Here is a 25,572-nt window from a genome sequence, read left to right as displayed (position 1 = left end):
CATCAGTACGCCCCCGACGTCAGGGCGTCTCAAACCATTCGCTATTCCGCTCTGCGATCGGCGTTATAGTCAGGATCATTTCCTGCAAATGGCGCCGCATCGCCGATTCCGCAGCCTCGACGTCATGCACTTTCAATGCGTGATAAATCTCTTCATGCTGCTGAATCAGATTCTCAGGTGGGGAGACTTCGCTCAGGGTGAGAAAACGTACGCGGTCCATAGTGGCCTTGATGTTCTCCACCGTTTCCCACGCCAGCAGGCAGTTAATGCTTTCCGCAATCAGACGGTGGAATTCGTCGTCGAGTGCCAGAAATGCCTGGCTGTCATGACGCTCGGCCGCTAAGCGTTGCAGCTGCAAATTATGCTCCAGCGCCATCAGCCCAACCGGGGTGATCTCCTGCGCCGCACGGCGTACGACGGCAATTTCCACCGCTTCACGGATAAAACGACCATCGGCAACGCGCTGGGCGGAGATCTTGCGCACAAAAGTGCCGCGTTGCGGCAATACCTGTACCAGCCCGGCTTCCGCCAGCTTAATAAAGGCTTCGCGCACCGGCTGACGTGAGACGTTAAAGCGTGCAGAAACCTCTTTTTCCGACAGCAGCGAGCCAGGATGAATGGCGCAGGTAACAATATCCCGGCGCAGGTAGCGGTAAATCTGCTGATTTACGGGTTCGCTGGTGGTAATGGTATAGGCAATCGACATGCAGCAATATCCGTATTACGGCTGGCATTCGCCAGCGCGATGGAATCCCCTTCATGGCTTCAGATTGCAGCTGCGCTGGCGGCGCGCCATGCTACAACCCGAATGCGTCAGGGTATAAAGGTTCAGTCTAATCAGCACGCTGCATCTGCGCTACAAGTTTGTTGCAGGCCATCAGCCCTGACGGGCGAGGGCGTGCACCGTGGCGCGCGCGCCTTCGTCACACAGCTGCTGATAGAAGGTGGTGACGCGTGCCACGAAGTCAGCATTTTGCAGTAGATCGTCGCCGAACACCGTTTTCAGCCCCAGCAACGCCCGCACACGCGGCGCACCCTCTTCGCTGTTCGCCACAATCTGCGCCAGTTGATCTTTTAACGGATCGCGAATCTCAATCGGCTGGCCGTGTTCATCGACGCCGCTGACATAACGCATCCAACCCGCCACGCCCAGCAACAGGAAATCGCAGGATGACCCATTGCGCAGGTGCCAGCGCACGCTGTCAAGCCAACGCTGCGGCAGCTTTTGCGTGCCGTCAGTGGCGATCTGATAGGTGCGATGCCTGATGGCGCGGTTTTCGTAACGGGCGATCAGGGAGTCGGCATAGGCCGCCAGATCAACGCCCTGGGTGCGCAATGTTGGCGCCTGATCGGTCATCATTAGCGCGCGGGCGGCGCTGCGGAAATGGCGATCGGCCATGCAATCGCTGATATGTTCGTATCCGGCCAAAAAGCCCAGATACGCCAGGAACGAGTGACTGCCATTCAGCATACGCAGCTTCATCTCTTCGAACGGCAGCACGTCGCTGACCAGTTCGGCCCCGGCGTTTTCCCAGGCCGGACGACCACGGACAAAGTTGTCTTCAATCACCCACTGGAAAAAGGGTTCCGCCTCGACCGCCACCGGATCGCGGCTGCCAAGGCGCGCGGCGAGGGTAGCGAACGCCGCATCGGTCATTGCCGGTACGATGCGATCCACCATGGTTGAGGGGAAGGTTACATGGGTTTTGATCCAGGCCGCCAGCTCGCTGCCATGACGCTCCGCCAGCTGGACAATCACGTTACGCGTGACGTGACCGTTCTCCGGCATATTGTCGCAAGACATCACGCTAAACGGCGGCAGATCACGTTCACGACGACGGATAATCGCCGCCAGAATCAGCCCCGGCAGTGAGCGCGGTGCCTGCGGCTGCGCCAGATCGTGCACGATATCGGGATGATCCGTATTGAGATTGCCGCTGGCGGGCAGGTGGCAGTAGCCTTTTTCGGTGACGGTCATCGATACAATCGCCACGTCCGGCTGGCTCATCGCCTCAATCACCGCCTCAATACCATCGCTTTTGCCGTGCAGCGCGGCAGTGACTACGCCAATCACCCGCGTATGCAGGCTGTCATCGGCCATTTCGGTCAGGGTGTAGAGTAAATCCTGCTGACGTAATGCGTCGATCAGTGCGCCGCTATTCAGGTTCACTTCGCAGTAACCCCAGTCGCTGCCGTCGGCGGCCAGTTTGTCCGTTGCCAGCGCCTGATGGGCGCGGTGAAACGCACCAAACCCGATGTGTACCATACGGGTTTTTAGCCTGCTGCGATCGTACCGGGGACGCTGTACGTCGGCGGGAAGGCGGTCAATCTCTAACATAGTCATTCCTTTTAGCAAACGGGGCGCTAAGCGCCCCGTAATGGTCAATCTTTTACGCAGAAACCGGTTTGCTATTGGCTTTCGGGCTGCGGATAACAAACAGCACCAGCAGCGCGCCAACCCCGGCTACCACACCCGCCAGCACAAAGGCGCTATCGAACTTGCCGGTGTGCTGCACGATAAAGCCAGTGACAATCGGACCAATGATGCCTGACAGGCTGCCCACCAGATGAATAAAGCCGCTGATGCTGCCGACACGGCTTTTGTGCACCACGTCCTGAATGATTGCCCAGTAAATGGCGCCAGTGATGTAGAGGAAGAAGATGGAGATCGACATCATGATCACCGCCGAGTTGACCTCTTTTATCGTACCTGCCAGCGCGACACAAATTGCCGCGGCCAGCAGTGAGACCACCAGCACAATTTTACGCGACAACAGTAACTTACCGGTGATGTTGAAGATTTTATCGGAGATCCAGCCGCCGAGCGCCAGGCCAACGAAACCGACAATCCACGGGATCATGGTGGTGATACTCATGGCTTTGATATCCAGACCATGCGCCTGCACCAGATATGCCGGGAACCAGCTCAGGAAGAAGAACAAAATGTAGTTGTAGCAGAAGAAGGCGAAGGCGGTGACCAGGATAATCGGCTGACGCAGATAGTAACCCATGCCATGCGCGGCACCGGCCAGATCGGCTTCTTCGCCCGGCTGTTCGGCTTTCAGTTGATCCACCAGCGCGTGTTCTTCCGGCGTCACGCGTTTGCTTTTGGCCGGGTTATCCGCCGCGATAAAGAACCAGATCGCCATCCATACCAGGCCGATGAGGCAGATAGCGACGAACGCCGGACGCCAGCCGAATGACAGCGCCAGATAACCGATAATCGGTCCGGCGACCGCGCCGCCCAGTGGGGAACCGGCACTCAGCAGACCCATAGCGGTAGCTGCCTGTTTCTTCGGGAACCAGCCGTTGATGGCCTTGTTGGCCGAGGCGCAGATCGGGCCTTCCGCCATGCCGAACAGCACGCGCAGGATCATCATCGACCAGAAGCCGGTCGCCAGCGCGGTCATGCCGCAGAACAGCGACCACATGCCCACCGCCGTACCGAGTACAATGGTCGGGCCGAATTTGTCGGTGGCGAGGCCGCCGATAAAGTTAAACAACGCATAGCCGAAGAAGAAACTGCCGAAAATCATGCCGAACTGCTCGGCGTTGATCATCAAATCTTTTTCCACCAGCGGTACGGTCAGGGACAGGGCAACACGATCGAGGTAATTGATCATATAAACCAGAAACAACAGCAGTACGAGGGTCCAGCGCAGGTTCTTAATCATAGGAACTCCGACATCTTATTTATTGTATTGCTGCCGGTGGGTACGTACCGGCAGAAGGACACCTGGTGTGAAGATTAACTCAACCCATGTGCAGAATCACTTTGCAGCAGGTACGCGGGTCTTTTTCGAACAGCGTCATTGCGCGCTCAATCTCCGCCAGCGGGAAGTAGTGCGTCACCAGTTTCTCCGGCTGGATTTGGCCTTTTTCCATCCACTCAATCACCTGCGGGAAACGGTTGCTGTTGAGGCGGGAAGTGAATAGCGACAGCTCTTTGCTGGTCAGGCTCTGCTGCGTGATGCTGCAGGGTTCGCCGGAGAAGCCAAGCAGGCCAATTCGACCCGCCGGGGAGGCGAGGGCAGCGGCTTCCGCCAGAATGGTGGGATGACAGGCGGCATCGATAATCAGCGTTGGCTGCACGCCTTCCAGCTGCGCGGCCAGCGGGATTTCGCTGTTATTAAATACGCGGTCAGCACCGTTTTGTTGCGCCAGCGCCAGGCGTTCTGGCAGGCGGTCCACCACCAGTACCTGCTCAACGCCGTACACGCCTTTCAGCACCTGAATCGCGGTCAACCCCATTGGGCCGGCGCCGTAAATCAGCGCCACATCCTGCGGCTGAGGTTTGAGGAAGGCGGTGATATTGGCGGCGATGGTGAAGGGTTCCACCATGCTGGCCAGTTTATCGGGAATGGTTTCCGGCAGACGGAAAGCGTTTTTAGCCGGTGCTACCGCAAACTCGCTGAAGCCACCATCGCGGTGCACACCAATCACCTGCAATTCTTTGCAGACGTTGGGACGCCCGATGGAGCAGGGATAGCAGTGACCGCAGCTGACCACCGGATCGACCGCCACGCGCTCGCCGATACGACGGGTATCGACGCCCGCGCCGACGGCATCAATCAGGCCAAAGAATTCATGACCGATGACGCGTGGATATTTGGCGAAGGGGTTGTGGCCGTGCCAGATATGCACATCGGAACCACAGATGCTGGCGAACTGCACTTTAACGCGGACTTCACCGGCAGCGGGTTGCGGCAGCGGACGGTCCGCCAGTACCAGTTCACCTGGTTGCTCAATCACGACACTTTTCATCATTTGCTCCTTGCCCGACGCCATCCTGTGCGGGGTGGCAGGCATTAACGGGAAATCAATGATGAAAAAATACGCGCACTAATACTACCATACAAGTCCGCGTTGCGGAGTTGTGAAGAGGGTCACACGCGGTGATGCGATTTGGCGGGCATTTATCCAGGGCGCAGGATTGATGACGTATTCAGGTGCGCATAAATGCGCACCCTACGTTGTGGGGGCGGGATTGATGACGGTATCCAGGTGCGCATCAATGCGCACCCTAGGTTGTAGGGTCGGCATTAATGCCGACCTGGCAGGCACTATGCCAGCAGCGGGCACTGCGGCGGCAGGCGACAACTCAGCGCGCCGGGCATTACCTCGATGCGAAACTCACTGCCGGTAAGGGGTTCGCCATCGAGGTTAAACGTCATCTGATGGGGAGAATGAATGCTTAGCGACTGCAACTGCGCCGAAACGATATTCGGATTCTCATCATCGCGCGTCAGCGAATGCAGCAGCGTGGGTAACAACTCCTGAGCGGTTACGATGCTCAGATTAAGCTGCCCATCGTTGATCAGCGCATCCGGGCACAATTTCTGACCGCCGCCCGCCTGACGCCCGTTGCCGATGCCAATCACCAGCGCATCGCCCTGCCAGTCAAAGCCAGGCCCATTGATTTCGCAGCGGTCTGGCTTCAGCGCATCAACCCGCATCAGGCCATGAATAAAATAAGAAACCCCGCCCAGCGCCGATTTCAGCTTTTCCGGCGTCTCGGTAGTGATGCGCGTACCAAAACCGCCGGTCGCCATGTTGATAAAGTAGCGATCGCCATTCACCCGCGCCAGATCGATAGCGGTGGCTTTACCCAGTACCGCCAGACGCAACGCCGGTTCCATCTCCACAGGAATGCCCACGCTGGTGGCAAAATCATTGGCGGTGCCGAGCGGTAAAATGCCCAGCGCGGGTCGCTGTGCCTCGGGTAGCGCAGCAAGCGCCGTGGCGATCTCGTTGATGGTGCCGTCACCACCGCCAGCTACCACCGTCTCCGCCTGCAACCTGACGGCCTCCTGCACATAACGGTCGCCGTCGCCTTTTTCCCAGGTCACGCGAACCGCCAGATTCACGCCTTCGTCACGCAGTTTCTCCACGGCGGCGCGTAAATCCTCATTCCCGGCCCCTTTGCCATTGAGGATCAATAACGTAAGCGCTTGGTTTTGCATAATCCATTCCTTGAGGCTTCAGACAGAAAACTGGTTATAGCATAGCTGGGGTGGGAACTTTATCGGCGGGCGACGAAAAAAAGAAAACCCGCACGGGGGAGCCGGGCGGGTGAATGAGGTGGTTCCTGGTACTACCTGCTGTTTGTTCTTACTCGTTAGCAGCAGGCGGGAGTTTAAGCCAGGGTGAAACGGCGGTCTGTGATCCTGTTCTAACTTCACCCATTTCTTTTCATTATGTGCGGTCTTTGGCGTGTGGGTCGCGCGTGCTGTTGCCATCGGTAAAATTACGCAGCAGCAGACCAAATGTCAGGTCGACATGTTGCGGCACCGGCAGCCAGACGCGATGACCATCGCCCGGCGCGACTTCTACCGCCACCCCTTTGTCATTCTGCATGGCGTCCAGCGTGCAGTTGAGATTGCCGTTGGGCGTCATAATCTCCAGCTGATCGCCGCGCATAAACTTATTTTTCACCGCCACCTGCGCCCAGTCGCCACGGCGTTCACCGGTAAATTCGCCGACGAACTGCTGGCGCTCCGATACCGAGTAGCCCTGCTGATAATTCTGGTAGCTGTCATGGGTATGACGACGCAAAAAGCCTTCGGTATAGCCGCGGTGCGCCAGACCTTCGAGCGTTTCCAGCAGTGCCGGATCAAAAGGTTTACCGGCGGCGGCATCATCGATAGCGCGACGATAGACCTGCGCGGTACGGGCGCAGTAATAAAATGATTTGGTACGACCTTCGATCTTCAGCGAATGCACACCCATCTGACTTAAACGTTCAACGTGCGCCACGGCGCGCAGATCTTTCGAGTTCATAATGTAGGTGCCGTGTTCATCCTCGAAGGCGCTCATGGTTTCGCCCGGTTTCATCTTCTCTTCCAGCAGGAAGACGCGGTCGGTTGGGGTGCCGAGTCCCAGCGTTGGCGCGCTATCCTGCACCACCACCGGCTGATGGAAACCGACGATATTGCCCACGTCATCCTGCTGACCTTCCTCCACCTTGTACTCCCAGCGACAGGCATTGGTGCAGGTCCCCTGATTCGGGTCGCGTTTGTTCAGATAACCGGAGAGCAGGCAGCGGCCGGAATAGGCCATGCACAGCGCGCCATGCACGAAGATTTCGATTTCCATCGCGGGCACCTGCTGGCGAATTTCGCCAATCTCTTCCAGCGACAGCTCGCGCGACAGAATGACGCGTGTTAACCCCATCTGCTGCCAGAACTTCACCGTCGCCCAGTTGACCGCATTGGCCTGCACGGAGAGATGAATTGGCATCGCGGGAAAGGCCTCACGTACCAGCATTATCAGGCCGGGATCGGACATGATCAGCGCATCCGGCTGCATTGCCACCACCGGCGTCAGATCGCGGATAAAGGTTTTCAGCTTGGCGTTATGCGGCGCGATGTTTACCACCACATAGAATTTCTTGCCGAGGGCATGGGCTTCATCGATGCCTTTTGCCAGGTTTTCGTGGGTGAATTCGTTATTACGTACGCGCAGGCTGTAGCGCGGCTGACCGGCATACACCGCGTCGGCACCATAGGCAAAGGCATAGCGCATATTCTTCAGCGTTCCCGCTGGAGAAAGCAGTTCAGGTTTAAACATGGGATCTCATCTGATGTCAGGTCAGCATGCCAGCGGCGCTGGCAGGTGCAGCGGCCGCGTCGGACGGCCCTGCAAAAGGTGGGGAATTTTAGGCAGGGCCGCGAACAAGTAAATTGACCTGGATCAAGGTAAGGCGTGACTTGCTACAGTAAGCGGCAGACATCGGCTTCCCAGCGATACCCCATGCCATACACTGCGCGGATAAATGGCTGCTCGGCGTCGAGACTTTCCAGCTTGCGGCGCAGGTTTTTAATGTGGCTGTCGATGGTGCGATCTGTCACTACGCGGTAATCGTCGTAGAGATGGTTAAGCAGCTGTTCGCGTGAAAACACTTTGCCGGGTTCGAGGGCGAGGGTTTTCAGCAGTCGGAACTCGGCAGGGGTCAGTTCCAGCTGCTGTTCACGCCAGCTGGCCTGAAAGCGGCTTTCGTCAATCAGCAGATGGGACGCCTGCTGCGCCTCTTCCGGCGAACGTTTTACCCGACGCAGAATAGTTTTGACGCGTGCGACCACTTCACGCGGACTGAAGGGCTTACAGATATAATCGTCGGCGCCAATTTCCAGTCCCAGCAGACGATCGATCTCTTCGGTACGTGCCGTCACCATAATGATCGGCAGATCGGAGAAACGACGGATTTCGCGGCACAGGGTTAAGCCATCGCGGCCGGGCAGCATCAAATCAAGCAGCATCAAATCCGGCGGCGACTGTTGTACATAGCTCAGCACCTCAGCGCCATCGGCAATGTGATGGGTGCGATAATTTGACGCCTGCAGATAATCAATCATCAGCTGCGCCAGTTTTGGCTCGTCTTCAACAACAAGGATTAAAGGGTCGTGCTTTTCCGTGCTCATAGGCTGCGCTTAGTGGGGAACATAAGGCAAGTTTAGCGTGATTTGCAGGCCACCTAAATCAGACAGATCTGCACTAATGCTACCGCCATGCGCTTCCGCAATATTTTTGCAGATGGCCAGACCCAGGCCCGAGCCGCCGCTGGCGCGATTGCGCGAGCTTTCGGCCCGGAAAAAACGTTCAAATAACTGCGCCTGATGGGCCGGATCGACGCCAGGGGCGCTATCAGCAAAGAAAAGTTGCCAGTCGTCGCCACTGTTTTTCATCGTCACACGTACCTGACCACCGGCATCGGTGTAGCGCAGGCTGTTTTCCAGCAGATTGGTGAACAGTTGCATCAGACGATCGGGATCGCCAAAGCCCGGCGCGTGGGCTGGCAGCGACATCTGCAACGACAGCTGGCGGCTGCGATAGCGTTCGGCAAAACTGCCCGCCACCACTTCCAGCAGCTGCACCAGATCCACCGCCTGTTTGCGGTAGGCGAGGGCGCCGGCATCGGACAGCGACAGCTGGTGCAAATCTTCAACCAGCTTGGTCAGCACCACCACTTCGGTTTGCAGCGAGGTGATGGCTTCCGGCGTCAGCTTCCGCACGCCATCCTGCATCGCTTCCAGCTCGCCGCGTAAAATCGCCAGCGGCGTGCGCAGTTCGTGAGAGATATCGGCCATAAAGGCGCGGCGATTGCTTTCGTTTTTCTCCAGCGAACTCGCCAGCAGGTTGAAGTCCCGTGCCAGCTGTCCCAGCTCGTCACTGCTGCCTACCTCGACGCGGGAGGCGAAATCACCCGCCGCCAGGTGATGGGTGCCATCCACCAACCGTTTCACCGGCGCCAGAAAACCGCGCGCCATCAGCCAGGTGACCAGTGCCGCCAGCAGCGCGGTGAGTGCCACAATCATCCAGCTGGTGCGGCGTTGCTGCTGGTCAAAATTAATATCAGTACTGCGCGTCAGGCGCTCTGCCGGTGAGCCGATCACCCAGCCGACAACCTTGCCGGTGCTGGTGGTGATATCACGGCGCGTACCTTCTGGCGGCACCGGCGAACGCGGCCCGGACAGCACTTTGTATTGCTGGTCGATAATCCAGAACTGGGTGCGCCAGCCGTGCGGCGGCAGTTGATTATTGCTGCCAGGGTTCTGCTCCAGCGAACGCAGGATGGTAAAAACCAGCCGGTCATTATTGCGCAGAAAATCCCAGTTGCCGTGCTGTTCGTATTGATCGGCCAGCGCATCGCTCAGCAGCGTTAAACGCTGTTCGTTGCCTTTTTTGATGTAATCAACAAAACCGTGTTCAAAGCTCAGCCGCACCCCCCAATGCATGGTAATGATCACCAACATGCAGGTGGAGAAAATGGCCATAAACAGCTTGGCACCGATACCCAGTTTGATCGGCCGCTTCATCCTTCATTTCTCCTGCGTCGCAGATCGACGTTTTTGCTCACTTCTTTTGGCACACGCCAGAACACCAGCGCAGGCAGGACAATCACCACGGCCATACAGAGGTAGGTGTAGATAAAGATCTGATGGGTTGCTTCGCTGTTGGTGATCGCGCCATGACCGAAAGCGCCCAGCAGCAGACCGGCGACGGTGACGCCGATACTCATCGACAATTGCATAATCATCGACAGCAAACTGTTGCCGCTCGATGCCAGCTCATCCGGCAACTCTTTGAGCGTCAGGGTATTCATGGAGGAGAAGCGAATGGCGTTGACCATGCCCTGCAACAGCAGCACCACCGGCAGCAGCCAGGTCCAGCCGAGCAGTGCCACCGCCGGGAACAGCAGTACCACCAGCGCCAGCGCCATGGTGCCGCCTACCAGCGCGTTGCGATAGCCAAACATATTGACGATGCGGACCACCACGCGTTTGATCCCCATATTGCCAAGCACCATGGGGATCATCATCAGCCCGGCGTGAAACGGGCTGAAGCCCAGACCCACCTGGAGGAAAATCGGCGTCATAAACGGCAGCATCCCGCTGCCGATACGTCCGGTAAAACTGCCTAGCAGGCCAATGGCATAGATACGGTTATCGAATAATTTCAGGCTAAACAGCGCGTTGTCGTTGTTGCGGCCATGCATTAAATAGAGCAACAGCGAGAGCACGCCGATCATAATCAACGCGCCGAGCAACAGCGCCGAGCCGCCGGTACTGCGCTGCCCATCCAGCGCCAGCGTCAGGGTCGCCATGCCAACGGCCAGCAGGGCAAAACCGAGGAAGTCAAAGCGCCGGGTCTGCATGGTGTAATTGGGCATGATAGCCAGGGTGGCGATCGCGCCGACGATGCCGACCGGAATATTGATCAGGAAAATCCAGTGCCAGCTGGCGTATTGCACCAGGATACCGCCCAGTGCCGGGCCGAGCAGCGGGCCAACCTGGCCGGGCAGGGTGACAAAGGTCATCGCCGACATATATTGTTCCCGCGGCACAATCTTCATCACCGTCAGACGCCCGACCGGCACCATCATCGCCCCACCGACGCCCTGTAATACCCGCGACATAACCAGCTGATCCAGCGAAGTGGAGAAGGCGCACAGGACCGAGCCGATACTGAACAGGATGATAGCGGTAAAGAAGATATTGCGGACGCCAAAGCGATCCGCCAGCCAGCCGCTCATCGGCAGGGTAACGGCCACTGTCAGCACGTAAGAAACAATCACCGAATGCATATGGAGCGGGCTGACATTCAGGTCGTGCGCCATCGAAGGCAGGGCGGTGTTAACGATGGTGGTATCCAGCGACTGCATAAAAAAGCCAAAAGCGACAATCCACAGTTGCCAGCGAACCGTCGCGTTCTGAGTGGTCATGGTTTCTTCATCCCGTTAATTCTCCTGAATATTGATCAGAGCCGGACGCTTCCTGCGCCGCAGCTTATCCATCATCAGATACACCACCGGGGTGGTGTAGAGCGTCAGCAGCTGGCTCATCACCAGGCCACCGGCGATGGTGATACCCAGCGGCTGACGCAGTTCGGCACCGTCGCCACTGGTCAGCACCAGCGGCAACGCGCCAAACAGCGCCGCCAGCGTGGTCATCATAATCGGGCGAAAACGCAGCTGGCAGGCCTGGAATATCGCTTCGCGCGCCGTCAGGTTGCCGTTACGCTCCGCCTCCAGCGCAAAGTCGACCATCATAATCGCGTTTTTCTTCACGATGCCAATCAGCAGCAAAATACCGATCAGCGCAATCAGGCTGAAGGGGGTATTAAACAGCTCCAGTGCCAGCAGCGCGCCGACGCCCGCCGAGGGCAGGGTGGAGAGGATCGTCAGCGGATGCACGTAGCTCTCATACAGAATACCCAGCACGATATACACCGCCGCAATCGCCGCCAGAATCAGGTACAGCTGGCTGGATTGCGATTGCTGGAACACCTGCGCGGTACCGGCAAAGCTGCCGCGCACGCTGGTCGGCACGCCCAGCGCGGTCATAGTGCGGTCGACCGCATCAGACGCCTGCGACAGCGACACGCCTTCCGGCAGGTTAAACGAAATGGTGGACGCGGCTGATAATCCCTGATGATTGACCGACAGCGGCGCGTTGGCGGGCTGCCAGCGGGCAAACCAGTTCAGCGGGATGGCTTTGCCGTCGCTATTGATCACAAACATCTGATCCAGCGAACTGATGTCCTGGGTATAACGCGGATCGACTTCCATCACCACTTTGTACTGATTAAGCGGCTGATAAATGGTCGAAATCTGACGCTGACCGAAAGCATTATTCAGCAAGGCGTTGGCATCGGACACGTCAATGCCCAGCCGCGCCATGCTGGCCCGATCATAGATCAGCGCCATTTCGCTGCCTTTGTCCTGTTGATCGGAGTTGACGTCAGCCAGCTCCGGCAGGTCAGAGAAGGCCTGGCGAATCTGTGGCTCCCAGGTACGCAAATCGGCAAGGTTGTCCGACAGCAGGCTGTACTGGTAGCTGGCATTCGATTCCCGACCGCCGATACGAATATCCTGCACCGCGTTGAGATAGAGGTTAGCTCCCGGCTCTTTCGCCAGCTTGACGCGCAGGCGGGCAATCACCTGCTGGGCGCTTTCGCTGCGCTCCGACAACGGCTTGAGCGAGATAAACATCGAACCGCTGTTGGTGCGCGAGCCGCCGGTAAAGCCGGTGACGTTATCCACCGCCGGATCGGCCTTGATGATGTTCATAAAATCCTGCAACTTGCCGCGCATCGCCTGGAAGGAGATGCTCTGATCGGCGGAGATTGAGCCGGTCAGTCGCCCGGTATCCTGCTCCGGCATAAAGGTTTTGGGGATCGAGATAAACAGCCAGATGGTCAGCCCGACGGTGGCGAGCAGCACCAGAATGACCCAACGCGCATGATCCAGTACCCAGCCGAGCGAACGCGCATAGCCGTTCTGCACCGCCATCAGCAGACGTCCTGTTCCGCGCAGACGGGGTTGCGCGCGCGGCGCATGGGGTTTCAGCAGGTACGCGCACATCATCGGCGTCAGGGTGATGGAGACAAACAGCGAAATCAGGATCGCCACCGACAGCGTAATGGCGAATTCGGAGAAGAAACGGCCAATAATGCCGCCGAGCATCAGCAGCGGCAGGAAGACCGCAATCAGCGACAGGCTCATCGACAGCACGGTAAAGCCCACCTCGCGCACGCCGCGCAGTGCCGCCTGTAACGGTTTCATCCCGGCCTCAACGTGACGCGCAATGTTCTCCAGCACCACGATAGCGTCGTCGACGACAAAGCCCGTGGCGATGGTCAGCGCCATCAGCGACAGGTTATTCAGGCTAAAGCCGCACAGATACATGGCGGCGAAGGTACCAATCAGCGATACCGGCACCGCCGCTGCGGGGATCAGCGTGGCGCGACCGTCGCGCAGGAAGACAAACACCACCAGAATCACCAGCGCCACGGCGATCACCAGCGACTGCTCCACCTCCTGTAGCGAAGCGCGGATGGTCGGGGAGCGATCCTGCGCGACCTGCAAATCGATAGCCGCCGGGATCACCTCATGCAGCTCCGGCAGTTCGGCGCGGATGCGATCGACAGTGTCGATGACGTTGGCATCCGGTGACTTGCGGATCACCAGCAGCACCGCCGGTTTACCGTTGGTCATCCCGGCGTTGCGCACGTCCTGTACTGAATCATGCACCTCGGCGACGTCGCGCAGCCGCACCGCCGCGCCATTGTTGTAATGCACCACCAGCGGCTGATAATCGCTGGCGGTTTGCAGTTCATCATTGGTGCGCAGCTGCCAGCGCTGCTGTTTATCGTCAATCGCGCCCTGCGGGCGGCGCTGGTTGGCGTTGGCAATCGCGGTACGCACCGCATCCAGCGAGACGCCCTGGTTAAACAGCGCCTGCGGATTCAGTTCGACGCGCACTGCCGGTAACGAACTGCCGCCGACCGTCACATCACCCACACCATCAATCTGCGACAGCTTTTGCGCCAGCTGAGTTGAGGCGTAATCATACAGCTGACCGGGATTATAAATGTCCGACGTCAGCGTCAGAATCATGATCGGCGCATCGGAAGGGTTAGCTTTGCGATAGGTCGGGCGGCTCGGCATCCCGGTGGGCAGCAGGCTTTGCGCGGCGTTGATGGCCGCCTGCACATCGCGCGCGGCCCCGTTGATGTCGCGGTCAAAATCAAACACCAGAATGATGCGCGTACTGCCCAGCGAGCTGGTGGAGGTCATCTCGCTCACCCCGGCGATACGTCCGAGCGAACGCTCTAGCGGCGTGGCGACCGACGACGCCATGGTTTCCGGCGAGGCGCCCGGTAGCGAGGCGGAAATCACGATCACCGGGAAATCCACCTGCGGCAGCGGCGCTACCGGCAACAGGCGGAAGCCAAGAATACCCGCCAGCGCAATCGCCAGCGTCAGCAGCGTGGTGGCGACCGGCCGGTGGATAAACAGCGCAAAGAATTTCACGACTGCGCCTCCGAACGGCGGAAGCGGCGACGCGTGGCGTGCGCCAGGCGATCAAACAGCAGGTAGATCACTGGCGTAGTGAACAGCGTCAGGATCTGGCTGAGGATCAGACCGCCCACCATGGCGATGCCGAGTGGATGGCGCAGCTCCGCGCCAACGCCGGTACTGAGCATCAGCGGCAGCGCACCCAGCAGCGCCGCCAGCGTGGTCATCAGAATCGGACGGAAACGCAGCAGGCAGGCCTGATAAATCGCGTCACGCGGCGCCATACCCTGTTCACGTTCGGCGGCCAGCGCAAAGTCGATCATCATGATGGCGTTTTTCTTCACGATACCAATCAGCAGGATGATGCCGATAATGGCGATGATATCCAGCTCGTTACCGGTCAGCATCAGCGCCAGCAGCGCACCCACGCCAGCGGTGGGCAGCGTTGACAGGATGGTAATCGGATGAATAAAGCTTTCATACAGCACGCCGAGCACGATATACATCGCCACCACCGCCGCAACGATCAGCCATATGGTGCTGGTCAGCGCTGCTTCAAAGGCCAGCGTGCTGCCCTGGAACTGGGTCATCAGTTCGGTCGGCATTCCCAGCTGATCTTCCGCTGCGCTGATGGCTTTTACCGCATCGCCGAGCGAATAGCCGTCGGCCACGTTGAACGAGAAGGTGGCTGAAGGGAACTGATCCAGATGGTTAATGCTTAGCGCGGCGTGACGTTCTTCAACCTGCGCAAAGGCGCTAAGCGGAATGCTGGCGCCAGCGCTGCTGGTGAGGCGAATGCCGTCAAGGCTGGCGAGACCCGGCGTGGCGTCGCTGTCCTGCCCCAGCACCACGCGATATTGATTGGCCTGGGTGTAGATGGTGGAGATCAGGCGCTGGCCGAAGGCGTTATATAACGCGTTATCAACATCGGCCATGGTGATGCCGAGGCGGCTGGCGCTGTCGCGATCGACGCGAATAAAGGCTTCCAGCCCCTGATCCTGCCAGTCGCTGCTGACATCACGCAGCTGGGGCAGGGTAGCAAGCTGATTTAGCAGCGCGGGCACCCAGGTGCTGAGCGATTCCAGCGAACCCGATTGCAGCGTGAACTGATAAGGGGTACGGCTGGCCTGGGTATCGATGGTGAGATCCTGTACCGGCTGGAGCCATAACGACACGCCCGGCACCTTCGCCACCGCATCCTGCAAGCGTTTCTGCACCGCCGGGATACGATCATCGCGTTCGGCCAGCGGTTTCAGGTTGATTTGCAACCGCGCGCTGTTCAGAGCGGCATTGGTGCCATCAACGCCGACGAATGAGGTGAGGCTTTGCACCGCCGGATCTTTCATCACAATCGATGCCACATCGCGGGTACGCTGCGCCATGCTGGCGTACGACACCGACTGCGGGGCCTGCAAAGTGCCCTGAATAATGCCGTTATCCTGCTGCGGGAAGAAGCCTTTCGGAATGACGATCCACAACAGCACGGTGAGGAGCAGGGTGCCGATGGCGACTGACAGCGTTAACCACGGATGTTGCAGCACCCGCGTCAGCCAGCGACCGTAACCGGCAATCACCCGATCAAACATCGCTTCACTGGCGCGCGAAAAGCGGTTCTGTTTGCGCAGCGATTCAACGCTGAGCATACGCGCGCACATCATCGGCGTCAGCGTTAACGACACCACCGCGGAAATCAGGATCGCCACCGCCAGGGTGACAGCAAACTCGCGGAACAGGCGGCCGATCACATCGCCCATAAACAGCAGCGGGATCAGGACCGCGATCAGCGAAAAGGTGAGGGAGATAATGGTAAAGCCGATCTCGCCAGCCCCTTTCAGCGCTGCGGTAAGCGGTTTTTCCCCTTTCTCCAGATAGCGCGAGATGTTCTCAATCACCACGATGGCGTCATCCACCACGAAACCGGTGGCGATGGTCAGCGCCATCAGCGTCAGGTTGTTGATGGAGAAGCCGAGGAAATACATCGCGGCGAAGGTGCCGACCAGCGACAACGGCACCGCGACGGCTGGAATCAGAGTGGCCGGGACGTTGCGCAGGAACAGATAGATAATCATCACCACCAGACCAATCGCCAGCATCAGCTCATGCTGGGTATCCGCCACCGAGGCGCGAATGTTGGTGGTGCGGTCGGTGAGCATCTTCACTTCAACTGATTTGGGTAACGCAGCGGTCAGCGCCGGCAGCAGCGCGCGGATATTGTCGGCGGTGGCAATGATGTTGGCACCAGGCTGACGCTGTACGTTAAGCACAATCGCCTGCTGGCGGTTGGCCCAGGCGCCCAGCCAGCTGTTTTCCGCCCCCTGTTCAATGGTGGCGACATCGCCTAAACGCACCGGCGCGCCGTTGTTATAGCTGATAATCAGCTTGCGATAATCCTCGGCGGAGGTCATCTGGTCGTTGGCCGACAGGGTAATCGAGCGCGTCGGGCCGTCGAGGCTGCCTTTCGCGGAGTTAACGTTGGCATTGCTGATGGCGGTGCGCACCGTTTCGCTGGTCAGCCCTAGCCCCGCCAGCGCCTGCGCGTTCATCTGCACCCGCACCGCCGGGCGTTGCCCGCCGGAAAGGGTGACCAGACCGACACCGGAGACCTGGGAAATTTTCTGCGCCACGCGCGTTTCCACCATATCCTGCACCTGGGTCAGCGGCATACTGGTGGTGGTGACGGCGAGGGTCATAATCGGCGGGTCTGCCGGGTTAACTTTGCTGTACACCGGTGGATTGGGCAGATCGCTGGGCAGCAGGTTGGTGGCGGAGTTGATCGCCGCCTGCACTTCCTGCTCGGCCACATCCAGCGACAGCGTTAGCTGAAATTGCAGGGTGATGACCGAAGCACCGCCGGAGCTTTGCGATGCCATCTGTTTCAGGCCGGACATCTGGCCAAACTGGCGCTCCAGCGGGGCGGTAATCGACGAGGTGACCACATCCGGGCTGGCACCGGGATAAAGCGTAACGACCTGAATGGTGGGATAATCCACTTCCGGCAGCGCCGATACCGGCAGGAAACGGTAGCCAAGAATACCGGCCAGCAGGATGGCGATCATCAACAACGTGGTCGCCACCGGCCGCAGAATAAACAGGCGAGAGGGTCCGCCATTGTTGTCGGGGGGCATCACCTGCATTATTGACGATCTCCGCGTGCCGGTTGTGTGGCGCGGCTACTGTGCGGGGCGCTGCTTTGCGGGGCGACAATCTCCACTTTTGCGCCCTCGGTCAGACGATCCAGACCGTCGGTGACCACGCGTTCGCCCGCTTCCAGCCCGGCGCTGATCACCACTTTCTGGCTATCCTGCAAACCGGCGGTGACGCGTTTTTTACTCACCTTGTTCTCGCTGTTCACCACCCAGACAAAATGCCCTTCGTTGCTCATCTGCAACGCGGCCGTCGGGATCACCACCGCATCCTGCAAGGTATCAACTTTCAGCCGCGCATTAACAAACTGGTTGGGGAATAACGTGTCATCCTCGTTGCTGAAGCGCGCCTTCATCTTGATGGTGCCGGTGGTGACATCAATCTGGTTATCAATACTCAGCAACGCACCGGAGGTGAGCAGCGTGGTATTGCTGCGATCCCAGGCGTCGACCACCAGCGGCTGGCCGCTTTTCTGTGCCTTGAGGATCTGGCTGATGTTGTTTTCAGCCACGCTGAATATCACGTCAATCGGGTGCGTTTGGGTGATCACCACCAGCCCATTGGTATCGCCGGAGGTGATGTAGTTGCCAACGTCGACCTGTTTCAAACCGACACGACCGGAAACCGGCGCGGTGATGCGGCTGTAGGTCAGGTTAAGCTGCGCGCTGGCGAGGTTACCTTCATCCGCCTTGATGGTGCCGAGGGTTTCACTCACCAGCGAACGTTGCGTATCCAGTTCCTGCTGCGAGACCAGCGAGGTTTTCGCCAGTTTTTCATAGCGCGCTAAATCACGGCGTGCGTTGGTCAGCGTGGCCTGGTCTTTCGCCAGTTGTCCTTCTGCCTGAGTCAACGCCACCTGATAGGGACGGGGATCGATTTCGGCCAGCAGCGCGCCAGCGGCTACCTGCTGTCCTTCGCTGAAATGCAGCGCCATTAACTGACCATCTACGCGACTGCGGACGGTGACCGTGTTGGCGGCGGTGACGGTGCCCAGCCCGCTCAGATAGTGCGGCACGCTCTGTAATTCCGCGGTCGCGGCCTGAACCGGCGCCAGCGGGCGGCGATTTTCCCCGCCTGCGCCACCTTTGCCGTGATGGCGCTGGCCCTCGGCCTGCGGTTGTTGATCCGGTTGCGTCGGATGTTGCCACCAGTAATAACCGGCAGCCAGCACGGCAACGATCGCCAGGGTGATGAGACTTTTCTTCAACAAAGGATGTCGGGTGTTCATGAATTTATATGCTCTCCAGCGGATTCGTTTTCCCAAACTGCGCGACCCAACCGGCCGGTGCGCAAACGAAGAATTGTAGTCGCCTGGCATGGGCGAAAATTGAAGGAAATAAGAATATCGTCCGGCTGATGCTAAGTATTCATATTCTGTAATTATTCTGGCAGGAATCCGCATAAGCGGGGATTTTTCCTTTGCTAAGATAAATAGCTGATCCGTCTCGTTTCTATTAAGGAGAAATAAATGAGTCAACAACCAACCCGCCAGCTAGGCGACACCGGTATTGCTGTTCCGCTTCTCACCTTCGGCGGTAACGTCTTTGGCTGGACCGTCGATGAGAAGACCTCCTTTTCCCTGCTGGATGCACTGGTGGAGAAGGGGCTGTGGTTTATCGACACGGCCGATGTCTATTCGCGCTGGGCGCCAGGCAACGAAGGCGGTGAATCGGAAACTATCATCGGTAAATGGCTGAAAAAAAGCGGTAAACGCGACAACATCATTCTTGCCACCAAAGTGGGCATGGAGCTGTCGCCAGAGAAAACCGGGCTGAAGCCACAATATATTCGTCAGGCGGTAGAAGATTCGCTGCGCCGTCTGCAAACCGACTATATCGATCTGTACCAGGCGCACCGCGACGATCAGGATACGCCGCTGGCTGACAGCCTGGCAGCCTTTGATTCACTGATCAAAGAAGGCAAAGTGCGCGCCATCGGTGCTTCCAACTACAGCGCGGAGCGTTTGCAGGAAGCCCTGAAAATCAGCGAACAACAGGGTCTGGCGCGCTATGAAACGCTGCAACCCGAATACAACCTGTACGATCGTCAGGGCTATGAAAAAGGTCTGGAGCAGGTTGCGGTTGAGCATGGTCTGGGGGTCATTAACTACTACTCACTGGCCAGCGGCTTCCTTAGCGGCAAGTACCGCAAAGCGGCAGATGCCAGCAAAAGCAAACGCGGGCAGGGCGTGGTGGATAAATATCTCAATCCGCTTGGTTTACGTATTCTGGAAGCGCTGGATGATGTGGCGGATTCACACGATGCGTCGCCAACGCAGGTAGCGCTGGCCTGGCAGATTGCGCGGCCGAGTATCACCGCACCGATTGTCAGTGCGACCTCGCTGCAACAGATTGATGAACTGGTGAAAGCGACTCAGCTGACGTTGAGTAAGCAGGAGATTGAAGAATTATCGCGCGCCAGCGTGGCCTAAAGTCTGATGGGACGCTCAGCGTCCCAGCTTGTTTCGGCATTTTTTCCAGTCAAAAAATGCCATTTTCGACAAAAGATATTCATTCATAGATCGCTGTCACAATTGCGTTATATAACTGTAACTCCACGGAACTTTGCGCACATATTTGCAAAATCCCGCCCTGCCTCAGAACTATTCTCTGCACGATCTTCCCAGTAACTCACAAAAGAATAATCATCATGAACAGAAAAGAAGCAGTGCAGCGCCTCCCTGGCCGTCTGGCCGCGGGAACTATCATGTTTGCTCTGCTGAGCGCATCTGCCGTGGCAGCCGATGCATTCAGCTACGACTCACCTTACATGTTCGGCGACTGGGGCGGTTACCGAACTCAGCTGGAGAATGACGGCGTTAAATTTGATGTTAACTACACCATGGAAAGCGCCTCTAACCTTGGAGGCGGATATGATACCAACACCTCAATGCGCTACAGCGACCAATGGGCGTTTGGGGTCAATTTAGACCTGGAAAAACTGCTGAACTGGCAGGGTGCAGAATTCCAGATGACCATCACCGACCGTAACGGTCAGAACATTTCCGATCAGGTGGGAGACCCACGTAGCGGTATGCTCTCCTCGGTGCAGGAAGTGTATGGACGTGGACAGACCACGCGTTTAACCCAGTTCTGGTTACGTCAGGGACTGTTTGATGATGTGGTCGATATCAAAGCCGGTCGTGTCACCGTTGGTGAAGATTTCGATAACTTCGACAGCAAGTTCCAGAACCTGGCGTTTGGTAGCGGCCAGGCAGGTAACTGGCGTGGCGACCGCTGGTACAACTGGCCGATTTCCCAGTGGGGCGGCCGCATCAAGTTCAACATCACACCGGAAGTGTTCTTCCAGGTGGGTATCTATAACGACAACCCGAAAAACTACGATACCGGCAACGGCTTCCGCCTTGATACCAGCAATTCTATCGGCAACATGGTCCCGGTAGAACTGGGCTGGAAACCGACGTTCGGTCCGGACAAGCTGCCGGGTAATTACCGTATCGGCTATTACTACTCGTCCGTTGATGGCGATGTCTATAGCAGCTATAGCAATGGCGCCTATCAGGACCAGGCCCATGCCTACGGTGGTTATGTGCTGTTGCAGCAACAGTTGACTGCGCAGGGCGGCGATGCCAGCCGTGGTCTCGGTGTGACCGTTCAGGCGGTGCAGAACGACCACAAAACCTCGAAAACGGACAATTATCAGTCCATCAGCTTTACCTGGAAAGGTCCGTTTGATGCGCGTCCTGCCGACGAAATTGGTATTGGTGCCGCACGTATTCACGTCAACAGCTCTTATACCAATGCATTACGCCAGCAGAATGCGGACAACGGACAAACGGACTACAACAGCCCGCTCTATCTGCCGATTCAGGATGGTTCAGAGTACAACTATGAAATCTATTACAACGCTCAGCTGACCAAATGGCTGCAACTGCGTCCGAACCTGCAATATGTTGCAGCACCGGGTGCGGTAAGCGAAGTGAAAGATGCGTTTATTGGCGGTATTGCGGCAAATATTAATTTCTGATTAATGGCTTGCTGATAAGGCGTCCTGCGGGACGCCTTTTTTATGACATGACCACCGTTAAAACCCGCGCGATAGATGCGCCGCAGCAGAGGTGATATTTGGTTAGCCGAACATCACTTCGGCCCAGCGCGCCAGACCGGCAGTTACCGAGCCAAAATCATCGCCACTGGCAATCGGGGTCTCCGGCAACGCCTGTTGCAGTGCCGCGCGCAATATCGGCGAGCGGGCGCTGCCGCCAGTCAGGTAGATCACTTCCGGTTTAGTCGCACAGGTTGCCAGCGCCAGATGAACCTGCTCGAGAATGCGCTCCAGCGGCTGGTTAATCGCCTCTTCCAGCTGCGCCGCGCTGGTGTCTGCCTGCAATTCCGCTTTGATAAACGCCAGCGAGGCCGAGGTGGTCGGTTGCCCGGAAAGGGCGATTTTGCTCTCTTCCGCCGCGCGCACCAGGCGATAGCTCAGCTTCTGCTGCCACACTTTCAACAGGTAAGCCACTTTATCGGGGTCCTGAGCATCGCGGATCAGGTCGCGCAGCAGCTTGCCGCAGGCGGCCGAGTAGAACTCGCTCTGTGCCGGAACATCGTTGACCGCCACTGCGTTCCACCACGGCAGGGCAGGCAGGGCGATGCCTTTCTGCGTATTGCCGCCTAGTCCGAGCAGCGGCATCAGGGTTTTGAACGCCAGCATGATATCCAGATCGTTACCGCCGACGCGGCAACCGCTGTGGCCGAGCAGACTGTCGCGACGATCGGCTTGGTTGCGCCACTCCGGTCCCATCAACAGCATCGAGCAGTCGGTGGTGCCGCCGCCGATGTCCACCACCAGCACGCGCGTCTCTTTGCTTAGCGTGGCTTCGAAATCCAGACCGGCGGCGACCGGCTCGAACTGAAATTCGACATCGCGGAAACCGGCGCGCTTTGCCGCACGCAGCAGAATGCCCTGCGCCTGATCATTCGCTTCATCACCGCCCAGCCCCTGGAAGTTGATCGGACGGCCAATCACGGCCTGTTCAATCGGCTGATCCAGCTGGCTTTCGCCCTGCTGACGGATGTGCAGCATCATGGCGCACACCAGGTCTTCAAACAGCGCGATTTGCTGGGGTTTCAGGCCGCTGGCGCCGAGAAAGGATTTCGGTGATTTTACGAACCACACCTCTTCGGGATCGACCATATAGTTTTGCAGCGCGGTCAGACCAAACTGCACGCTACCGGCGGTGACGTCGATATCCTCTTCGCGGTTATAGCGCAGCGCGCGTTGCAGCAACGCCTGGCCTTCACTGTCCGGGGTGGGTACCTGATGGTGACGATACAGCCATTCACTGATGGCTTCGCGCGTTGGCGCGCAAATCATGGAGGGAAGCAGGCGCTGGCCGTTTTCCAGTGTCAGCAGCCGTGGTGTGCCCTGATCGCTCACCGCGATGGAACAGTTGGCGGTGCCATAATCGAATCCGATAAACATCATTTTCCCCCATGCCTGAAAAAAGGGGGCGACTTTAGCGCAGCTGACGCGGGCAGGCAAGGCAGATTACATCTGCACTTCCTGATAGACACGATACTGGCCGCGTCCGGCGTGTTTGGCGCTATAACAGGCGACATCCGCCTGTGACAACACCAGGTTGCTGATGCAGTTGTGTTCATCAATCTGCGTCACACCGGCGCTGGCGCCAACCTGATAGACGCTATCCAGCCAGGTAAAGCGATATTCATTCACCGCGCTGACCAGCCGCTGTACCACTTCGCGTATCTGATCCACATCGCAGTTTGGCAACAGCAGACCAAATTCGTCCCCGCCAAGCCGGGCAAGGAAATCGCTGCTGCGCATATGGTGCTGCATCAGTTCGCCCAGTTCGCGCAGCAGCGCATCTCCGGCAGCGTGGCCTGCGGTATCGTTGACGGATTTAAATTTATCGAGGTCGATAAATACCAGTACGTGCTGATGTTGGTTTACTGCGGCATCGCTCAGCAGCCGCTTCAGCTGCTGTTCGAAGCTGAGACGGTTCGGCAGGCGCGTCAGCATATCGTGTGACGCGCTGTAGCTCAGACGTTTCATCATCTGGCGCGATTCGCTGACGTCCTGAATGACCATCACCGCGCCAATGTTTTCACCGGTCAGGGTCTTCAGCGGGGTGATGCTGTAGTGGATTTCAAACACGCCGCCGTCTGGCGTATGCAGCACCAGATCCTCTTCCAGGTCCGGGGTGGTTTTTTCGCTGGGTAACTGGCACAGCAGCAGGTTTTCGATGCGTGGCCCGTTCGGGCCGCGCGTGATATTCAGTAACTCGGAAATAGGTAAGCCGGTCGCTGCCGCCTGCGTCCAGCCAGTCATCTTCTCGGCCACCGGGTTCATAAAGGTGATGTGCATATCATCGCTGGTGCTGATCACCGCCTCACCGATGGAGTCGAGGGTGATCGCCATACGCTCTTTTTCCTGGAACAGGGCGTCGTTCAGGGCGCGCAGATGGGTAATGTCCTGGCTGATGCCGAGCATACGTTCGATCTGTCCATCCTGGCTGAGAATACGATTGGCCTCGGTGCGGACATAGCGCGTTACGCCGGGAAGATCGATGCGGTACTCCATATGAAACGCGCTGCGGCGCTCAATGGCGCGTTGAATGGTCAGCGCGGCATACTCCTGCTCGGACGGATGGACGCGTTGCAGCCACAGATCGTAAGTCGGTACTTCATGGGGCGCCAGACCGTAAAGCTCATACATCCGTTTGTCCCACATCAGCTCGCCACTCAGCAGGTTCCACTCCCACACGCCGATGCCGCCCGCCTCATTTGCCAGCGTGATACGTTCCATCAGACGACGATTGACCTGCTCGCTCTGCTTCAGCTCGGAAATATCGATAATTTGTGAAATAAAGTAGTGCGGCTGCTGCTGGGCATCGCGCACCATCGAGACCGTCAGACGCGCCCAGACGATTTCGCCATCTTTGCGGAAGTAGCGCTTCTCAAGGGTGTAGGTCAGGATCTCGCCCGACAACAATCGCTTCACCTGCTGGAGATCGGCATCCAGATCGTCGGGGTGGGTAATCTGCTGAAAGGTGAGTTTTTTCAGCTCGTCCGCCGGGAACCCCAGGGTACGGCACAGCGACTGATTCACCTGCAACCAGGCACCCTGCGGTGATACCAGCGCCATACCAATCGCGGAATAATCCATGGCGTTACGGAAGCGGGTTTCGCTCTCGCTGATATGGTTTTTCTCACGCTGGAACGCATCCATCACCAGCGCCATCATATGGCTGGGGATCAGCACCAGCAGGAATGGCAGCCAGGTACTGGCCTGGCCGAGGGTACGATCGTCATTGCCGAGGTTGATCAGATTGAAGGCCAGCAGCAGCGAAATAAAACTGGAGTTCAGCAGGAAAAGTAAGAAAGCCTCGAATTTCGGCAGGCGCACCGCGCACCAGAACAGGATCACCACGATAAAGGTGAACGGCCACGGCAGGTAGCGCAGTGAGAAATAGCTGGCGAGCAGGGTAGCCGCCAGGGTAACGATGGTCTCCAGACCGCGATGGCGCGCCACCGGGTTTTCCTGCATCCGTAACGGCCACAGCAGCAGCACCGGACCTAACGCCAGCATACCGATGACTTCAGAAATCACCCAGGTGGAGAAGAAAGGCAGCGAGGCTTTGCCACTGACTTGCAGCATCCATAATGCCAGCACGCCGCCAACCAGCGGGGCAATAATGCCTGCGCTGATCACATAACGCGCCCAGTCGAGCAGGGAATTGAGCGGGGCGCGGCGATCGAGCAGGGCGCGCAACATCATGCCGCCCATCAGCGCCTGCAACACGTTTAATAAGGCAAATTTAATATTGCTGAGTGCCGGGCCAATCACCAGCAGGTTAGCCAGCGCGGTGCCAACCAGACAGCCAAACAGCAGCAGCGGAACATGCTGTCCCCTGGCACGGAACACCACAATGGTCATCAGCGCGGTGGAGTACCACAGAGGGGAGATACGTCCGCTGACAATGATCAGTTCCAGACAAAACAGCGTCAGCAGAAACGCGATTACCCCCAGATACAGGGCATGTAACCAATGTTTCTTTGCGCCATCCTGCGAGGTCAATATTTCGAGGGTCATGCACGAATCCAGCAGCGCGCATTCGTTACATGATGAAAAATGCGCCAGTCATTCTC

General features: G+C 58.0%; 16 protein-coding genes. 2 read left to right on the top strand and 14 right to left on the bottom strand.

Annotation, left to right across the window (positions count from 1 at the left end):
* Positions 1–19: 19 nt before the first annotated feature.
* The 12 genes from AC6I8V_RS13435 to AC6I8V_RS13380 form a co-directional block, all read right to left on the bottom strand.
* Positions 20–706: a GntR family transcriptional regulator gene (locus AC6I8V_RS13435; RefSeq protein WP_497842740.1), complete on the bottom strand. Its 687-nt coding sequence runs from the start codon at positions 704–706 to the stop codon at positions 20–22.
* A gap of 171 nt (positions 707–877) precedes the next feature.
* On the bottom strand, positions 878–2,338 hold the full coding sequence (locus AC6I8V_RS13430; protein WP_497842739.1) for a mannitol dehydrogenase family protein: 1,461 nt from the start codon (positions 2,336–2,338) through the stop codon (positions 878–880).
* A gap of 52 nt (positions 2,339–2,390) precedes the next feature.
* A complete protein-coding gene (locus AC6I8V_RS13425) occupies positions 2,391–3,674 on the bottom strand; it encodes an MFS transporter (protein WP_497842738.1) in 1,284 nt (427 codons plus the stop codon).
* A gap of 79 nt (positions 3,675–3,753) precedes the next feature.
* Complete coding sequence (locus tag AC6I8V_RS13420; RefSeq protein ID WP_497845842.1) at positions 3,754–4,764, bottom strand: Zn-dependent oxidoreductase; 1,011 nt, start codon at positions 4,762–4,764, stop codon at positions 3,754–3,756.
* A gap of 299 nt (positions 4,765–5,063) precedes the next feature.
* The gene (yegS, locus tag AC6I8V_RS13415; protein WP_497842737.1) at positions 5,064–5,963 is read right to left on the bottom strand and encodes a lipid kinase YegS; all 900 of its coding nucleotides are present in this window, start codon (positions 5,961–5,963) and stop codon (positions 5,064–5,066) included.
* Positions 5,964–6,195: 232 nt separating this feature from the next.
* Positions 6,196–7,569: a prephenate-dependent tRNA uridine(34) hydroxylase TrhP gene (gene trhP / locus AC6I8V_RS13410; protein ID WP_497842736.1), complete on the bottom strand. Its 1,374-nt coding sequence runs from the start codon at positions 7,567–7,569 to the stop codon at positions 6,196–6,198.
* Between the two features lie 143 nt (positions 7,570–7,712).
* Positions 7,713–8,420 (bottom strand): envelope stress response regulator BaeR, encoded by a 708-nt coding sequence (gene baeR / locus AC6I8V_RS13405; protein ID WP_497842735.1) that lies wholly within the window; start codon positions 8,418–8,420, stop codon positions 7,713–7,715.
* Positions 8,421–8,429: 9 nt separating this feature from the next.
* On the bottom strand, positions 8,430–9,815 hold the full coding sequence (gene baeS / locus AC6I8V_RS13400) for an envelope stress sensor histidine kinase BaeS (protein ID WP_497842734.1): 1,386 nt from the start codon (positions 9,813–9,815) through the stop codon (positions 8,430–8,432).
* Positions 9,812–11,221 carry an MFS transporter gene (locus AC6I8V_RS13395; protein ID WP_497842733.1) on the bottom strand — a complete coding sequence of 470 codons (1,410 nt, stop codon included), beginning with the start codon at positions 11,219–11,221 and terminating at the stop codon, positions 9,812–9,814. The genes baeS and AC6I8V_RS13395 overlap by 4 nt, the downstream gene beginning before the upstream one ends.
* A 15-nt stretch (positions 11,222–11,236) precedes the next feature.
* On the bottom strand, positions 11,237–14,314 hold the full coding sequence (gene mdtC / locus AC6I8V_RS13390) for a multidrug efflux RND transporter permease subunit MdtC (RefSeq protein WP_497842732.1): 3,078 nt from the start codon (positions 14,312–14,314) through the stop codon (positions 11,237–11,239).
* Positions 14,311–17,433, bottom strand: coding sequence for an MdtB/MuxB family multidrug efflux RND transporter permease subunit (locus AC6I8V_RS13385; RefSeq protein ID WP_497842731.1), 3,123 nt, complete (start codon positions 17,431–17,433; stop codon positions 14,311–14,313). Before AC6I8V_RS13385 ends, mdtC begins: the two co-directional genes overlap by 4 nt.
* The gene (locus AC6I8V_RS13380; protein WP_497842730.1) at positions 17,433–18,671 is read right to left on the bottom strand and encodes an MdtA/MuxA family multidrug efflux RND transporter periplasmic adaptor subunit; all 1,239 of its coding nucleotides are present in this window, start codon (positions 18,669–18,671) and stop codon (positions 17,433–17,435) included. Before AC6I8V_RS13380 ends, AC6I8V_RS13385 begins: the two co-directional genes overlap by 1 nt.
* A 240-nt stretch (positions 18,672–18,911) precedes the next feature.
* On the opposite strand from AC6I8V_RS13380, the gene AC6I8V_RS13375 reads away from it, so the two are divergent.
* Both AC6I8V_RS13375 and AC6I8V_RS13370 read left to right on the top strand, forming a co-directional pair.
* Positions 18,912–19,874 carry an aldo/keto reductase gene (locus AC6I8V_RS13375; protein WP_497842729.1) on the top strand — a complete coding sequence of 321 codons (963 nt, stop codon included), beginning with the start codon at positions 18,912–18,914 and terminating at the stop codon, positions 19,872–19,874.
* A gap of 218 nt (positions 19,875–20,092) precedes the next feature.
* A complete protein-coding gene (locus tag AC6I8V_RS13370; RefSeq protein ID WP_497842728.1) occupies positions 20,093–21,430 on the top strand; it encodes a carbohydrate porin in 1,338 nt (445 codons plus the stop codon).
* A 102-nt stretch (positions 21,431–21,532) separates the two neighbouring features.
* Here the strand turns inward: AC6I8V_RS13370 and yegD are convergent, their stop codons facing one another.
* Together yegD and AC6I8V_RS13360 are read right to left on the bottom strand one after the other, a co-directional pair.
* A complete protein-coding gene (gene yegD, locus AC6I8V_RS13365) occupies positions 21,533–22,885 on the bottom strand; it encodes a molecular chaperone (protein WP_497845841.1) in 1,353 nt (450 codons plus the stop codon).
* Between the two features lie 66 nt (positions 22,886–22,951).
* A complete protein-coding gene (locus AC6I8V_RS13360) occupies positions 22,952–25,516 on the bottom strand; it encodes a diguanylate cyclase (protein WP_497842727.1) in 2,565 nt (854 codons plus the stop codon).
* Between the last annotated feature and the right edge of the window lie 56 nt (positions 25,517–25,572).

It is taken from the genome of Pantoea sp. X-Soil-TKNS-1207 (assembly GCF_059730485.1).
Note: the sequence above shows the minus strand (reverse complement) of the source record. Positions and strands in the feature narration are given on the sequence as shown.